We start from the raw sequence: 14,229 nt of genomic DNA on the forward strand, positions 1-14,229 counted from the left end.
CACCCGCCGCCGCGAGTTCACTCGAATGCGGGTAACAGGCGTTCGACGTCGTCAAGCGTGTTGTAGAGGTGGAAGCCGACCCGCACCCGGCCACCGCGGACGCTGGACACGACGCCCGCGTCCGCCACCCGCCGCGGGTCCGCGTCGAGCGACACGATCGCGGTGCCGCGCGGCTCGAGGCCGAGCTTCTCCAGCAGCGCGTCGGCCAGGCCGGTGTTGTGCGCCCGGACCTCGGCCAGGTCGAGCCCGGCGAAGTACTCCAGGGCCGCCGCGGAGCCGACCTGGGCCAGCCAGACCGGCGACAGGTCGAACGCGCGGGCGTCGCCGGCCAGCCGCAGCGGCAGGCCGTAGACCGTGGCCCAGGGGTCCTCCCCCGCGTACCAGTTCGCCGCCACCGCCCGGGTGCGCTCCTGGGCGTCCGGCCGCACCGCGAGCCAGGCGGTGCCGCGCGGCGAGCAGAGCCACTTGTAGCCCGCCCCGACGACCCAGTCCGCCCACGCCACGTCCAGCGGCAGCCAGCCGACCGCCTGGGTCGCGTCGAGCAGCACGGCCGCGCCGGCGGCCGCGGCCGCGGCACGCAGGGCAGGCAGGTCCACGATCCGGCCGTCGGCGGACTGGACGACGCTCACCGCGACGAGGTCGTACCCCTCGACCCGCGACGGCAGTTCGGCCAGGGGCACCTCGGTCACCGTGACGCCGGGCTGCGCCGCGAAGGGGAAGGTCACGCTGGTGAAGTCGCCAGCGGCGGTGAGCACGCGGGTGCCGGCGGGCACCGCCGCGGCGACGTTGGCGATGAGCTGCGAGACCGAGGCGCCGCTCGCCACCCGCTCCGGCTCGACGCCGAGGAGCCGGGCGAACCCGGCCCGGGCCCGGGTGACGTACTCGTCGAACTCCCCCGGCCGGGTCGCGCCGGTCCGCCAGCGTTCCACGGACTCGGCCACCGCCGCGGCCACCGGCGCGGGCGGGACGCCCACGCTGGGCGTGTTCAGGTATCCGGGCGGGGCGGCGAAATCGGTTCCGAAGGCGCGCATACCCCAAGCCAAACAGATCCGGCCCGGGCGGTTCACCCGATTTACGGCAGCAGCGCCGTGACGTCGGCGTAGGACGGCGGGCGCAGCGGCAGGTCACGGCCGTCGCGCACGGCCAGCGCGGTCCCGGCCGCCGCGGCGAGTGCCATCCGGTACGGCAGCGAACCCAGGCTGACCCGCGCGACGCCCAGCTCCGCCAGCCCGGCGAGGGTGGCTTTCCCGGGCAGGAACAGCAGGTTGACCGGCAGGCCGACGGCGACGATCCGCTCGACGTCCGCCGGCTCGGCGAGGCCGGGGACGAAGACGCCGTCCGCACCCGCCGCCGCGTACGCCCGCACCCGCCGCTCGGCCTCGGCGAGCGAGCGGTCGCCGGCCCAGTGCGTGTCCGTCCTGGCGTTGACGAACAGCTCCGGCACGCGCTCCTTCACCGCCGTGACCAGCGCGCTCTGGGCCTCGACCGTGGCGAGTGAACCGTCGGCCCGGCCGTCTTCGAGGTTGACGCCTGCCACGCCCGCCGCGGCCAGTTCGGCGGCGAGGTCGGCGACCGCGGCCGGGTCGGTGCTGAAGCCGTCGGCGATGTCGACGGTGACGAGGACGTCCAGCCGGGTCAGGCGGGTGGCGAGGGCGACGGTCGCGGCGCGCGTCGACGGCGCGCCGTCCGGCTCCCCCGCCGCCGCGGAGACGCCGAGGCTGGTCGTGCCCAGTGCCCGGAAGCCCTGCGCGGCGAGGAAGGCGCCGACGCCGAACTCCCAGGCGTTGGGCAGCAGCAGCGGGGCGCCGGGGACGTGCAGGGCACGGAATTCGTCCATGCCCCGAACCTAGGTCCGCGACGCTTCGGCGGGCGCCGAAGCCTCGAGGAACGGCGTCAGCACCTCCGGCACGGCGCCGTCCGCGAACACCAGGCCCTCGCCGGCGGCGGCGTCGCGGATCGCGTACGCGCCGGAGCCCGCCGCGGTGGTCGCGGTGAACGTCGCGAGGCCGCGCCGCCGCTGGAACACCGACTGCTTCACGGTCCAGCCGATCACCCCGTCCCTGGCCAGCACGGCCGTGCCGCGGCGGACGGTACCCGCGCGCGTCACCAGGTAGCGGCCGCGCAGGCCGTGCCCGAGGCCGCGGTGGGCGTCCAGGGCGAGCAGGACGGCGACCGGCAGCGCGACGAGGGCGAGCACGCCGCCGAGCACGAGCAGCACGTCGGTGAGCAGCGCACCGAGCACCAGCAGGACCAGCACCGGCCCGAGCGCGGCGGCCACCGCCCACCGCAGCCGCCGCGCGCGAGCCGCGGGTGGGTGCGGGACCAGTGCGACGGTCTCGACGCGCTCGCCGAGCACCTGCGCCGCGACGTCGTGCGCGACGGTTTTCGGTGCGGGTGGCAGGAGTGTCTTGGACTCGGTCTTGTCGTCGTCCCGCCGCAGGCCGGTGGCGATCGCGTCCACACGCGCGGCGCCGGCGAGCCGGGCACCGAGCGGCTCGACCAGTTCGACCCCGCGCAGCCGCCGTTCCTCGATGGTGGTCGACCGGGTGGTGAGCAGCCCGCGGCGGACGCGCAGGGTGCCGCCGGGTTCGCGGTCCAGCCGGTAGTGCCACCACATTTCGGTGAACAGGCCGGCCGCCCCGGCCACCCCGGCGACGATCGCCACGACGAGCAGGAGCAGGACGCTCGCGGCCAAGGGGAGGTCGCCGAAGAAGCCGAGGAGCCAGGTGAGCAGGCGGCCGCCGGCCCCGAACCAGTCGGCGACCTTGAACAGCGACCCGAACGCGGCCAGCCCGAGCGCCGGGGCGACGAAGGAGACGGGGGCGTACCGGATCCACCGCGGGTCGAATGTCCTGATCGGACCGTCCTCAGTGGAGTCTTGGCGGCTGCGGTGGAGTAGTTCGGTGCGCAGGGCTTCGGCGTCGGCTCTGGCCAGCGGGGAGAGGGTGATCGTGTCCTGCTGCCCGGTGCCGATGGTGAGCGCGGCGACGCCGAAAGCGCGGTGCAGCGGGCTGGCGGTCAGGTCGGCGGTGCGGATGCGTTCGCGGGACAGGGATTTGCGGGTGTGGACGGCGAAGCGGAACTCGATTTCGAGGCGCTCGGCGGTGCAGCGGAAGCGGGTGTGCCGCCACCGGAGGTATTCGGCGAGCACCCCGGCGGCGACGAGGAGAGCGGCGGCGGGGAGCAGCCAGAGGGACCGGGTGCCGATGGCGACGGGAGTCCCGGCGGAGACGGCCACGCCGGCCATGAGGACCGCGGTGACGCCGAGGGCCCGCCGGTCCAGCCGACGCCAGCCGGCGGTGGCGGAGCCGCCTTGGCCTTCGCCCGCCCCGCTGCCGATTTCGCCGGTCACGGCGGCGCGCTGGTCCACCCCCACCTGCCCGCGGGTTCGGCCGGCAGCGGCGCCTGAGCTATGCCGGTCCTCCCCCACGTGGCCGCGCGTTCCACCAGCCGCGGCGGCGCCGGAGCCGCCGCCTTCTCCGCCGGCGTGTGGAGGCGTTTCGGCGACCGCGGGGTCGTGTTCCGCGGTCATGTCGCGTCCCCTGGGATCGCGTCCGTGCGCTCGGTCAGCCGCTCCGCCACCTCGGCCGCGACCTCGGCGTCCAGGCCGCGAAGCCGGACCGCGCCGCGCGCCGACGCCGTCGTCACCGTGACCGTCGCCAAGCCGAAGCGCTGCTGCAGCGGGCCGCGCAGGGTGTCGACCGTCTGGACCCGGGACAGCGGTGCCACCCGCCACTCCTGCCACAGGAACCCCGCGCGCACGTAGACCGCCGTGTCGGTGACCTCCCAGCGGTGCACCCCGAACCACCACCGCGGCAGGACCGCGCACCAGGCCACCCCCAGCACCGCGAGCACGACCGCCGGGGCCAGCAGCCAGACCGCGGCCGGCGGGAGCAGCACGCCGAGGACCGCGAGCACCAGTACCGCGGGCCCGAACGCCAGCGCTCCCTGCGCGCGCCACCAGGCGATCGCGCGGCGGTCGAGCGCGTGGCGCGGCGGCCGCAGCCTTACTTCTCCGGTCTCCACCGGACACCCCCCGAGACTGTTTTACAATGCGGTCGCATCGTAACGGTGGAAGCCCGATTTTCGCAATGCGATCGCATGACAACGGGAGCGGACGTGCCGAAGCAGGTGGACCACGAGCAGCGCCGGGTGCAGATCGCCGAGGCACTGCAGCGGCTGACCACGCGCGCCGGCCTGGAAGGCGTCAGCCTGCGCCAGGTCGCGGCCGAGGCCGGCATGTCCATGGGGTCGGTGCAGCACTACTTCCGGACCAAGGACGAAATGCTGCGCTACGCCCTCGAACACCGCCACCGGCTCCGCAGCGAGCGGATCACCGCGAAGGTGCTGGCCGACGGCCCGCCGACCCCGCGCTCGATCCTGCGCGCCTGCCTGGTCGAAATCCTCCCGCGCGACGCCGACAGCGAGGCCGACTTCCTGATCGGCGTCGCGTACTTCATCCGCGCGGTGGCGGATCCGGCGATGGCGAAGGCGTTCGGCGAAGGCATGCCGGAGCTCCTGGAGTTCTTCGCCGGCCAGGTCCGCCAGGCCCAGGAGGCGGGCGACGTCCCGGCGTGGGCCGACCCCGAGACCGAGGCGGCCCTGCTCTGGGCGATCGCGGACTCCCAAGGCTCGGAAATCCTGATGGGCCACCGCACTCCGGCCCAGGCCATCTCCACAGTGGACTACTACCTCGACCGCCTCTTCACGAACTGAGGCCGTGTCGTCCCCGCAATCACGCGTGCCGGCTCCTCAATCACGCGTGCCGACCCGGAGCACGGGCCGACGCGCGTGATCCCGGGGTCGACACGCGTGATCGCCGGGACGACACGGCGTCAGCCGCCGCCTCCGGAAGCCGCGGCGATCCGGGCCGTGCGGGCGGCGCGGAGTTCGCGGATCACCTTGCGCAGGGCCGGGACCGCGGCCCCGGCCTGCTCCTCCAGCCCGGCGAGCCGGTCGCGGTGGCGGCGGCGCTCACCCCTCGAGAGCACCGCCGCCCGCTCGACCGCCGCCGTCAGCGCCGTCAGCGCCGCGACGTCCGCGGACACCGGCGCGTCACTCCGCAACGCCGCACGCACCTCGTCGCGCAGCGCCGCGGCCGCCGCGGGCTCGCGAACCTCCGGACGGCGCCGCGGGAACAGCCCCAGCACCCGGGACGTCCGCAGCGAAATCACCCCGGCCGCGGCCAGCTGTTCCTCCAGGGACCGCAACGTCTCGCGCGCGCCGCGGCGCACCCAGGCGCGCCACTTCCGGTGCGGGTCGGCGGCGAGCTCGGCGAGCAGGTCGTCGAGCACCAGGTGCCCCGTGCCGCCCGCTCCCGAGGCCACCGGGCGGCCGCCGTCGTCGGTGATCCGGCCGCGCAGCACCAGGTCCGTCAGCGCCGCCGCGCGGACCAGCAGCGCCACCCGCTCGCGGTCCGGCAGCCGGTCGCGCGCCGTGTCGCACGCCAGCAGGTACGCCCGGGCCGGCAAGGACAGCTCGCCCATCGCGGTTCCCTCCCTCGTCGTCCGCTCCAGTCCACCGCGAACCCGGGTCCGACCGAAACCGGCCGAGGAGGGTGCCCGTCGCGACGAACGTGGCTGCCGGGCGCAACTTTGGTTGCATCCTCCGGCGGCGGCCCGTGGCAGCGGTTACCGTGACCGCGTGACCACCGCCCGGCGGCCGCTGTGGCCGAGCCGCTCCGACGCCTGCTGGCTGTTCGGCGCGGCGCTGGCGTTCGCCGGGATGAACGTCCTCTTCCACCTCATCGGCGACCGGACGACCGGTGCGTGGGGCCCGGCCGCCGGGCTGGTCCTGCAGGTCGCCTGCGACCTCAGCCTGGTGCTGCTGTTCCGGTTCCCCGGCCCGGTGTGCGCGTTCGTCACCGCGGCGGCGGTCGCGATGCTGGTGACCGACACCTTCGCGCCCGGCCTGCTCGTGCCGGTCCACCCGCTCGCGCTGACCACCGTGCCGACGATCACCCCGGTGATCCTGTCCCAGGCCGCGCGGGTGCTGGACAAGCGGAGCGTGCTCTGGGTGGCCGGCGTAATGGCCGTGATCGCTTCGCGGCCGTGGGCGCCGAGCTGGTCGACCACGCCGTTCGGCCTGCTCAACACCGCGCTGCCGGCACTGGCCTCGCTGTACTTCGCCGCCCGACGGCAGCTGCTGCAGTCCCTGCGGGACCGGGCGGAACGCGCCGAGCGCGAACAGCACCTGCTCGCCGAGCAGGCCAGGGCCGCGGAACGGCGGCGCCTGGCGGGCGAGATGCACGACGTCGTCACGCACCGGCTCAGCCTGATGGTGCTGCACGCCGGTGCCCTCGGCGTGACGTCGGCCGACCCGGCCGCGCGGACGGCGGCCGAGGACATCCGCCGCGAAGGCGCGCTGGCCCTGGACGAGCTGCGCGACCTGGTCGGCGTCCTGCGCAACGGCGCCGAGACCGGGCCGCGCACGCTCAGCCCGGCCGAGCCCGGCGACCCGGCGCGGCTGGTCGAGGAGTCCCGGTCGGTCGGCGTGCCCACCGACCTGGTGGTGGACGGCGATCCGGCGCAGCTGTCGCCGACCGTCGCGCGCACCGCGTACCGGCTCGTGCAGGAGGCGCTGACGAACGTGCGCAAGCACGCGCCGGGCGCGTCGGCGACGGTGTCCCTGCGCTACCACCCGGGCGGCCTCGACGTCTCGGTCGACAGCACGGCGGCGGCGCTCCCGCCCGACCCCGCGCTGGCCGGCAGCGGGTCCGGCGCCGGGCTGGCCGGCCTGCAGCAGCGCGTCGAACTGGTCGGCGGCCGGTTCGACGCGGGCCCGCGACCGGGCGGCGGGTTCCGGGTCGGTGCGATACTGCCCGCCTACGTCCCGACGGCGGAAGGCACGCACTGTGATCCCGGTGCTCGTGGTCGATGACGAGCCGATGGTGTGCGCGCACCTGCGCACGATCCTGGGTTCGGCGGACGACATCGAGGTGGTCGCCCAGGCCGCCGACGGCGCCGAAGCCGTCGAGGCGGTGGTCCGGCACCGGCCGCGGGTGGTGCTGATGGACCTCCGGATGCCGGGCGTGGACGGGCTGACGGCGATCGCCCGCATCACGGCGCTGCCGGACCCGCCGGCGGTGGTGGCACTGACCACGTTCGACGCGGACACGTACGTGATCCGCGCGCTGCGCGCGGGCGCGGCGGGCTTCCTGGTGAAGTCGACACCCCCGGAGGACCTGATCGGCCTGGTCCGCGTGGCGGCGGACGGCCACACGGTGCTGTCACCGTCGGCCGCGCGCCGGCTGGTGGCGTTGTCGTCGGACAGCCGGGAACGCGGCGAGGACGCCCGCCGCCGCATCGCGGGTCTCACGGACCGCGAGCGGGACGTCTTGGCGTGCCTGGGTTCCGGGCTGTCCAATGCGGACATCGCGGCGCGGCTGCACCTCGCCGAGGCGACGGTGAAGAGCTACGTCTCGCGGATGCTCGTGAAGCTGGACTGCGCGAACCGGACGCAGGCCGGGCTGCTGGCCCACGAAGCTGGTCTGGTGGCCCGTTAGGGAAACAGCAGCGGGGCGGCGTGCCAGATCGCCCAGCCGTTGAGCAGGAACCACCCGCCGATCCACAGCGGCGACGGCATTTTGGTCTGCTTGGCCAGAATGGCGGCGTCATCCGTATGGCCGCGGAAGCCTTTCTCGCGGCGGTTCGTGACGAGGACCCGCACCCCGGCGAGCTCACTCGTCAGCAGCAACCAGGCTTCGGTGTAGGCGACGGCGGTGCGCAGCCAGGCCGGGGCATAGCGCAAGGCCGCGTACACGACCGCCCCCACCAGGAAGATCATGATCAAGGTGCGCAGGTCCCGCGCGAACAGCAACAGGAACACCATGGCGACGAGGGTCAGCACGAGCACGGCCTGGACGTGCCCGCGGTTCAGCAGGACGGCCGCCCCCAGCCCGGCGAGCGGCGGCATCGCGTACCCGGCGGCGCCGACCAGGACATTGGCGAGGCCCGCAGTACCGCGCGACAACGTGCCGCCGCCTTCGGCGTCGTCGATCTTCACGCGGCTGACCGTCCCGCCCATCAGCAGCACCAGCAGGGCATGGCCGCCTTCGTGGAAGAGGGTGCCGAGGACGTTGGCGTTGCGCAGGAGGCTCCGCCGCCCACTGGGCGGCGTGACGACCGAGGTCAGCGACACCGCGAAGGCGAACAACGCGGTGAGGGCAACGACTCCCCAGCCCGGAGGGGGCACGGTCTCGTTGAGCACCGCGACAGTGTCCCTGCGGACGGGACGAACGAACCCGTAACGGGACGAACTGTCCAGGAGCTGTCAACTGCTAAGCGGAAGCGGGCGTGTGCTCCGCGTCGTAGGCGTCCCGGGCCTCCTGGACCGACGCCATGTGCTGCCGGGCCCAGCGGTCCAGCATGTCCAGCGGCTCGGACAGGTTGCGTCCCAGTGCCGTCAGCTCGTACTCGACCTTCGGCGGGATCGTCGGGTACGCCGTGCGGGTGAGGATGCCGTCGCGGACCAGGCTGCGCAGCGTCTGCGTCAGCACCTTCTGGGAGATCCCGTCCACGCGGCGGCCGAGCTCGGTGAACCGCAGCGGGCCTGCGGACAGCGCGCCGACGATCAGCACCGTCCACTGGTCGCCGATCCGGTCGAGCAGCTGGCGGGTCGGGCAGTTGCGGTCGTACGGATCGGGCCCCACGGCACGCCTCCTCACTCTCCCAGGGAGAGTAACACGCCAATCAGGCGGTGGCCCGGGCCAGACCCGCGGCCACCCGCTTGATGAACGAGCCGAGGAACCACCGGTAGAACCAGCCGGTGCCGGGGATCTTCGGCGTGAACGTCGAGTGCCAGTGGATGTCGGTGCCGCCGTCGCGGGGTGAGAGGTCGACGTAGGCGACGTAGTCCCGCAGCGGCAGGCCGCGCTCCAGCGCGTAGCCGAACCGCCGGCCCGGCTCGAGCGCCACGATCCGTTCGTACGAGCGCACGCCGTTGGTCTTGAACAACCGGACCGCGCCGAGCCCCTCCGGCTCGCTTTCCCCTTCGCGGACCAGCTCGAACGACCCCAGCGGCGACCACTTCGGCCAGCTCGCGCCGTCCCGCAGCAGCGCGTACAGGTCGGCGGCCGAAGCGGCTGAGGAGGCGTGCACCGAGATTCTTTGTACCATTTGGTACGTGTACCATCCGGTACATGATCGGCACAAGCCCGCGCGCCAAGCTGCTCGACGCGGCGATCGACCACATCGCCCACCACGGCGGCGCGGACCGGAGCCTGCGGGCGCTGGCCGCGGACCTCGGCACCAGCCACCGCATGCTGATCTACCACTTCGGGTCGAAGGAAGGCCTGCTCACGGCGGTGGCGCGGGAGGTGGAAGCCCGCCAGCGCGCCGCGCTCGCCGACCTCGATCCGGTGGACTTCTGGCGCCGGCTCTCCGACGACGACCTGCGCGCCAACGAAAAACTGTTCTTCCAGCTCTATGGCCAGGCCCTCGGTGGCGCCCCGGGCACGGCGGAGTTCCTCGACGGCGTGATCGACGACTGGCTCGGCCCCATCGAAGCCCGGCTCGCCCGGCTCGGCGTCCCGGAGGCCGACCGGCCCGCCCACGCCCGGCTCGGGCTCGCCGTGACCCGCGGGCTGCTGCTCGACCTCGTCACGACCGGCGACCGCGAAGCCGTCGACGCCGCGATGAAGAAGTTCCTGGCGATGTACGAAAAACCGTGATCCCCTGTCCGGATGCGACTGATACTGGGGTTCTTGGCCGCTCTGCTCACGACCGCGGGGCTCGCGCCCCCGGCCGCCGCCGCGGAAAGCCGGCCGGTCTATTCCTACGCCGACGCGATCCGCGAGACGGCGTGGGTGGAAACCGGCACGGACAACGACCACGACGGCAAGCCCGACCGGATCGCCGCCGACGTCGTCCGGCCCGACGCGCGCGTGCGGGTGCCGGTGATCCTCGACGTCAGCCCGTACTACGCGTGCTGCGGCCGCGGTAACGAGCAGCAGAAGAAGACGTACGCGCCGGACGGCACACCGCAGCAGTTCCCGCTGTTCTACGACAACTACTTCGTGCCGCGCGGCTACGCCGTCGTGCTGGCCGACGTCGGCGGCACGAACCGGTCGTCCGGCTGCTTCGACGACGTCGGCTCCGGCAACGCGGTCGTGAACTGGCTGAACGGGCGGGCGAAGGCCTTCGACGCCCCCGACGGCGGGCGTCCGGTGACCGCGGGCTGGGCCACCGGGGACGTCGGCGCGATCGGCAAGTCGCAGGACGGCGCCACCGCGATCGGGATGGCCGCCTCGGGCGTCGCCGGGCTGAAGACCATCGTGCCGATCGAAGGCGTGGCGGACAACTACGCCCAGCTCGTCGCGAACGGCGCGCCACTGGCCACGCCGGAGAACACCGGGTCGGCCTTCACCTACAACGAGCGCGCCGCCGAGCTGTGCCAGCCGTTCGAAGCGGACGTCAAGGCGCGCGCGGGCACGAACGGGGACTACAACGACTACTGGCGGAGCGTGCACTATGTCCCGCGTCCCGGACAGGCGAGCGTGCTCATCGCGCAGGGTTTCGGGGACTGGGTCGTCGCGCCGAACCAGTTCGCCGGCTACTGGGCCGCGCTCGGCCGGGCCGGCGTCCCGCGCAGGGCGTGGCTGAGCCAGGCCGGCCACACCGACCCCTTCGACCTGCAGCGGGCGCAGTGGGTCGAGACGCTGCACCGCTGGTTCGACCGCTGGCTGCTCGGGCTGCGCAACGGCGTCGAGCGGGAGCCCGCCGTGCACCTCGAAACCGCGCCGGACCGCTGGACCGACGTCCGGAGCTGGCCGCCCGCCACGCTGCCGGCGACCTTCCGCCCGTCGGCCGATGGCACGTTGGGGCCGACCGGGTCCGGCACGGCGGCCGTCGTCGACGACCCCGGCGTCACCCGCGAGCAGTGGGCGGCCGGGGTGTCGGCCGCGAAGTTCACCGGTCCCGTCCTCCCCGCGCCGGTGCGGCTCGCCGGGTCGCCGTCGGTGACGATCACGGCGTCGTCGGACCAGGCCGCCGCCCGGGTCGGCGTCGCGCTCGTCGACTACGGGCCGGCCGACCTGCGCAACACCGCCGAGTACGGCAGCGGCGTGCGCAACCTCGCGACACGGTCGTGCTGGGGCGCCAGTGCCGAGGGCGACAGCGCGTGCTTCCTCGACACGGCCGCCGACGTCGTGCCGGTCGACCACCGGATCGTCGCGGCCGGCTGGGCCGACCTCGGGCACCACGCGTCGCTGCGGCACGGCGAACCGCTGGTCCCCGGCCGGGCGTACTCGATGACGTTCGGCCTCACCGCGCTCGACCACGTCGTCCCGGCCGGGCACCGGCTCGGGCTGCTCCTCGGCGGCACCGACGGGCTGCTGTTCGACCCGGCGCTGCCGCGCCTCGGTGACACGCTGACGTTCGACCTCGCGCGAACGTCGGTCACCGTCGGCCTTACAAAGCCCGAACACTAGGCGGACGCGCTCCGAACACCGCCCGGCCAGAGTTCTCCCCGTACCCCGGAACGAAAGACGAGGAGAAACGATGCGAGGAACCACCTGGACGCGGCTCGCCCTGGCGGGCGGGGCGAGCGCGGCCTGCCTGCTGGTGGCGGCGCCGCTGGCTTCGGCCGAGACGCCGACGCCGGTGGCGCCGATCACGCTCAGCCCCGAGGAGTCGCAGCAGGTCTGCTCGGACTGGGTGCCGAAGCTGCAGAAGAAGGCCGAGAACCTGGAGAAGCGGATCAACGGCGGGCCCGAGGTCAAGGGCTCGGTCGCCAACCTCAAGGCCAGGGCGGCCGACCAGCGGGCGGCCGGGCACACCGCCCGCGCCGACCAGCTGGACCAGCGCGCCACCAAGCGGCAGGGCCGCATCGGTGAGCTGGACGCGGCCAAGCAGAAGCTCGACGCCTTCGCGTCCGCGCACTGCAAGCCGGCCGCGCCGTCGACGGCGCCGACCAAGTGAGGGGCGCGAGGGTCGCGGCGGCGGTCGGGGCCGCCGCGCTCGTCGCGCTCGGCTGCTCGGGCTGCCGCGACAACCTGATGGGCTCGCCCGGCGACCCGCCGGCGTCTTCGTCCACGGTCTCGCCGTCCGGCGAGCTGAGCGGGATCGAGTCGACGCTCAACGGCATCGAGTCGGACATGAACAGCGATGGCTGACCGGCTAGCGTCTTCCCGTCAGTGACGGTGGAGACGGGAGCAGGCATGGGGTCACCGGGGCGCGGCCTCGTCCTCGTGGTCGAGGACGAGGCCGCGATCGCCGAGCTGGCGGCGCTCTACCTCAAGCGCGACGGCTTCGGTGTGCACGTCGAGGCCGACGGCGGCCGGGCCCTCGAAGCGGTCCGGCGGCTCAAGCCGGTGGCGATCGTGCTCGACATCGGACTGTCCGGAATGGACGGTATCGAGATCTGCAAGGCGCTGCGCGCGGCCGGGGACTGGACGCCGGTGCTGTTCGTCACCGCCCGCGACGACGAGCTCGACCGGCTGCTCGGCCTGGAGATCGGCGCGGACGACTACCTGACCAAGCCGTTCAGCCCGCGCGAGCTGGCGGCCCGGGTCCGGACCGTGCTGCGCCGCGCCTCCGGGGCGGCGCCGGCCGCATCGGTGCTGACCGTCGGCGGGGCGCGGGTGGATCTCACCAGCCGCCGCGCCTGGGCGGGGGACGCCGAGGTCGCCCTGACCTCGACCGAGTTCGACCTGCTGACGCACCTGCTCCGGCACCCGGGGCAGGTGCTTTCGCGCGACCAGCTGCTCAGCGCCGTCTGGGGGTACGCCGCGGCCGCGGGGACGCGCACGGTCGACGTCCACGTGGCGCAGCTGCGCGCGAAACTCGGGCCGTCGAGCCCGATCCGGACGGTGCGCGGCATCGGGTACGCGGCGGACCCGGCGTGAGGGTCCGGGGGACGCTCGCCGGGCGGATCACGCTGGTCTGCCTGGCCGTCGCGGGCGTGGCGGTGATCGTGGCGGGGCTGGTCGCGGCCCGGCTCATCCGGACGACGGCGGACAACGCGCTGCAGGCGTCACTGGCCGCGCAGGCCGACGTGGTGGCGTCCCAGCTGGACGAAACGGGCATCGGCAACCGGCTGGGCGTCGGCAAGGTGGCCGACGTCGTGCGCGGGCAGGGCATCTCGGTGGTCGTCCGCCGGGCGGGCGGGCAGGCGGTCGGGGACGCTGCCGCGGTCCAGGCCGCGGTCAAGGCCGGGCTCGGCGCGGACGGCTCCCGGCGCGTCACGGTGGGGGGGTCGCAGTACCTGGTCGAGACGCGGGTGGTCGGCCCGCGCGGGGCGGCGTTCGCGCTGGTCCTGCCCACGCAGAACGCGCAGGCCACGCAACGGGCGCTGGTGCGCAACATCCTGCTGGCGCTGGGGATCGGGCTGCTGGTGGCGGCCTTCGCCGGCTTCGCCTCCGGGCGGCTGCTGGGCCGTCCGCTGCGCCGGGCGGCGCTCGTGGCGGGCTCGCTGCGGGCGGGACGGCGGGACGTGCGGGTGCCGGTGCAGGGGCCGCGCGAGGTGGCGGAGGTGGCCGGGTCGCTGAACGCGCTGGCCGACGCGCTGGCCGTCAGCGAGGCGCGGCAGCGGGAGTTCCTGCTGTCGGTGTCGCACGAGCTGCGGACGCCCCTGACGGCGGTGACCGGCTTCGCCGAGGCGATCGCGGACGGCGTCGCTTCCGGCGACGACGCGGTGCGCGCCGGGCAGACGATCCAGCGCGAGGCGGCGCGGCTTTCGCGGTTGGTCGAGGACCTGCTGGAGCTGGCCCGGCTGGGGGCGGACGAGTTCCGGCTGGACATGGCTTCGGTGGACCTGGCCGCGCTGGTGCGCGACTGCGCGGAGGTGTGGCAGCTGCGGTGCGCGCGGGAGGGGGTTTCCCTCTCCGTTTCGGCGCCTTCATCTTCTGTGCCGGTCTTGGCGGACGCGCGCCGGCTGCGTCAGGTGGTCGACGGGCTGGCCGAGAACGCCCTGCGCGTCACCCCGGCGGGGGCACCGATGGTGTTCGCCCTCACGGTGTCCGGTTCGTCGGCTTCGCTGGCGGTCCGGGACGGCGGGCCGGGGCTGGCCCCGGAGGACTACCCGGTGGCGTTCGAGCGCGGCGTCCTGAACGCCCGCTACCGCGACCGCCGCCCGGTCGGCTCCGGCATCGGCCTCGCCCTGGTCCACGCCCTGGTCACCCGCATGGGCGGAACGCTCACCGCGGGCCCGGCCCCCGAAGGCGGCGCCGCCTTCACCCTCACCTTCCCCCTGACCCCCTGACCGTGTCGTCCCCCCAATCACGAGTGATGC

The 14,229-nt window shown here is 74.4% G+C and carries 17 protein-coding genes; 9 read left to right on the forward strand and 8 right to left on the reverse strand.

Going from position 1 to position 14,229, the window contains the following annotated elements; translation table 11 throughout:
* Nucleotides 1–17 precede the first annotated feature (17 nt).
* The 4 genes from HUT10_RS13970 to HUT10_RS13985 form a co-directional block, all read right to left on the reverse strand.
* Nucleotides 18–1,031 carry an aminotransferase class V-fold PLP-dependent enzyme gene (locus tag HUT10_RS13970; RefSeq protein WP_176171601.1) on the reverse strand — a complete coding sequence of 338 codons (1,014 nt, stop codon included), beginning with the start codon at nucleotides 1,029–1,031 and terminating at the stop codon, nucleotides 18–20.
* Nucleotides 1,032–1,072: 41 nt separating this feature from the next.
* Complete coding sequence (locus HUT10_RS13975; protein ID WP_176171602.1) at nucleotides 1,073–1,837, reverse strand: isocitrate lyase/phosphoenolpyruvate mutase family protein; 765 nt, start codon at nucleotides 1,835–1,837, stop codon at nucleotides 1,073–1,075.
* A 9-nt stretch (nucleotides 1,838–1,846) separates the two neighbouring features.
* Nucleotides 1,847–3,247, reverse strand: coding sequence for a PH domain-containing protein (locus HUT10_RS13980; RefSeq protein ID WP_176177816.1), 1,401 nt, complete (start codon nucleotides 3,245–3,247; stop codon nucleotides 1,847–1,849).
* Between the two features lie 281 nt (nucleotides 3,248–3,528).
* Entirely contained in the window at nucleotides 3,529–4,026 is a 498-nt protein-coding gene (locus HUT10_RS13985; RefSeq protein ID WP_176171603.1) for a PH domain-containing protein, read from the reverse strand.
* 93 nt (nucleotides 4,027–4,119) lie between these two features.
* On the opposite strand from HUT10_RS13985, the gene HUT10_RS13990 reads away from it, so the two are divergent.
* Nucleotides 4,120–4,716 (forward strand): TetR/AcrR family transcriptional regulator, encoded by a 597-nt coding sequence (locus tag HUT10_RS13990; RefSeq protein WP_254896864.1) that lies wholly within the window; start codon nucleotides 4,120–4,122, stop codon nucleotides 4,714–4,716.
* A 119-nt stretch (nucleotides 4,717–4,835) separates the two neighbouring features.
* Here HUT10_RS13990 and HUT10_RS13995 read toward each other — a convergent pair whose 3' ends face one another.
* Nucleotides 4,836–5,486 (reverse strand): GPP34 family phosphoprotein, encoded by a 651-nt coding sequence (locus HUT10_RS13995; RefSeq protein WP_176171605.1) that lies wholly within the window; start codon nucleotides 5,484–5,486, stop codon nucleotides 4,836–4,838.
* Between the two features lie 157 nt (nucleotides 5,487–5,643).
* Here HUT10_RS13995 and HUT10_RS14000 point away from each other — a divergent pair, with 157 nt between their 5' ends.
* Both HUT10_RS14000 and HUT10_RS14005 read left to right on the forward strand, forming a co-directional pair.
* Entirely contained in the window at nucleotides 5,644–6,879 is a 1,236-nt protein-coding gene (locus tag HUT10_RS14000; RefSeq protein ID WP_176171606.1) for a sensor histidine kinase, read from the forward strand.
* A complete protein-coding gene (locus tag HUT10_RS14005) occupies nucleotides 6,854–7,504 on the forward strand; it encodes a response regulator transcription factor (RefSeq protein ID WP_176171607.1) in 651 nt (216 codons plus the stop codon). The genes HUT10_RS14000 and HUT10_RS14005 overlap by 26 nt, the downstream gene beginning before the upstream one ends.
* Here the strand turns inward: HUT10_RS14005 and HUT10_RS14010 are convergent.
* From HUT10_RS14010 to HUT10_RS14020, 3 genes are all read right to left on the reverse strand, one after another.
* Nucleotides 7,501–8,208 carry a M50 family metallopeptidase gene (locus HUT10_RS14010; RefSeq protein WP_176171608.1) on the reverse strand — a complete coding sequence of 236 codons (708 nt, stop codon included), beginning with the start codon at nucleotides 8,206–8,208 and terminating at the stop codon, nucleotides 7,501–7,503. The two genes, HUT10_RS14005 and HUT10_RS14010, sit on opposite strands and share 4 nt — an antisense overlap.
* A gap of 70 nt (nucleotides 8,209–8,278) precedes the next feature.
* A complete protein-coding gene (locus HUT10_RS14015) occupies nucleotides 8,279–8,650 on the reverse strand; it encodes a helix-turn-helix domain-containing protein (RefSeq protein WP_176171609.1) in 372 nt (123 codons plus the stop codon).
* A gap of 40 nt (nucleotides 8,651–8,690) precedes the next feature.
* Entirely contained in the window at nucleotides 8,691–9,116 is a 426-nt protein-coding gene (locus HUT10_RS14020) for an SRPBCC family protein (RefSeq protein ID WP_176171610.1), read from the reverse strand.
* Nucleotides 9,117–9,139: 23 nt separating this feature from the next.
* Between HUT10_RS14020 and HUT10_RS14025 the strand changes: the two genes are divergently transcribed.
* The 6 genes from HUT10_RS14025 (at nucleotide 9,140) to HUT10_RS14050 (ending at nucleotide 14,199) form a co-directional block, all read left to right on the forward strand.
* Entirely contained in the window at nucleotides 9,140–9,670 is a 531-nt protein-coding gene (locus HUT10_RS14025) for a TetR/AcrR family transcriptional regulator (RefSeq protein ID WP_176171611.1), read from the forward strand.
* Between the two features lie 12 nt (nucleotides 9,671–9,682).
* The gene (locus HUT10_RS14030) at nucleotides 9,683–11,428 is read left to right on the forward strand and encodes a CocE/NonD family hydrolase (RefSeq protein ID WP_176171612.1); all 1,746 of its coding nucleotides are present in this window, start codon (nucleotides 9,683–9,685) and stop codon (nucleotides 11,426–11,428) included.
* A gap of 70 nt (nucleotides 11,429–11,498) precedes the next feature.
* The gene (locus HUT10_RS14035; RefSeq protein WP_176171613.1) at nucleotides 11,499–11,918 is read left to right on the forward strand and encodes a hypothetical protein; all 420 of its coding nucleotides are present in this window, start codon (nucleotides 11,499–11,501) and stop codon (nucleotides 11,916–11,918) included.
* Nucleotides 11,915–12,112 (forward strand): hypothetical protein, encoded by a 198-nt coding sequence (locus HUT10_RS14040; RefSeq protein ID WP_176171614.1) that lies wholly within the window; start codon nucleotides 11,915–11,917, stop codon nucleotides 12,110–12,112. Before HUT10_RS14035 ends, HUT10_RS14040 begins: the two co-directional genes overlap by 4 nt.
* Before the next feature lie 45 nt (nucleotides 12,113–12,157).
* Nucleotides 12,158–12,844: a response regulator transcription factor gene (locus tag HUT10_RS14045; protein ID WP_176171615.1), complete on the forward strand. Its 687-nt coding sequence runs from the start codon at nucleotides 12,158–12,160 to the stop codon at nucleotides 12,842–12,844.
* Nucleotides 12,841–14,199, forward strand: a complete 1,359-nt coding sequence (locus HUT10_RS14050) for a HAMP domain-containing sensor histidine kinase (RefSeq protein ID WP_176171616.1) — start codon at nucleotides 12,841–12,843, stop codon at nucleotides 14,197–14,199. The genes HUT10_RS14045 and HUT10_RS14050 overlap by 4 nt, the downstream gene beginning before the upstream one ends.
* Nucleotides 14,200–14,229 lie beyond the last annotated feature (30 nt).

Source organism: Amycolatopsis sp. Hca4, from assembly GCF_013364075.1.
Lineage (GTDB): Bacteria > Actinomycetota > Actinomycetes > Mycobacteriales > Pseudonocardiaceae > Amycolatopsis.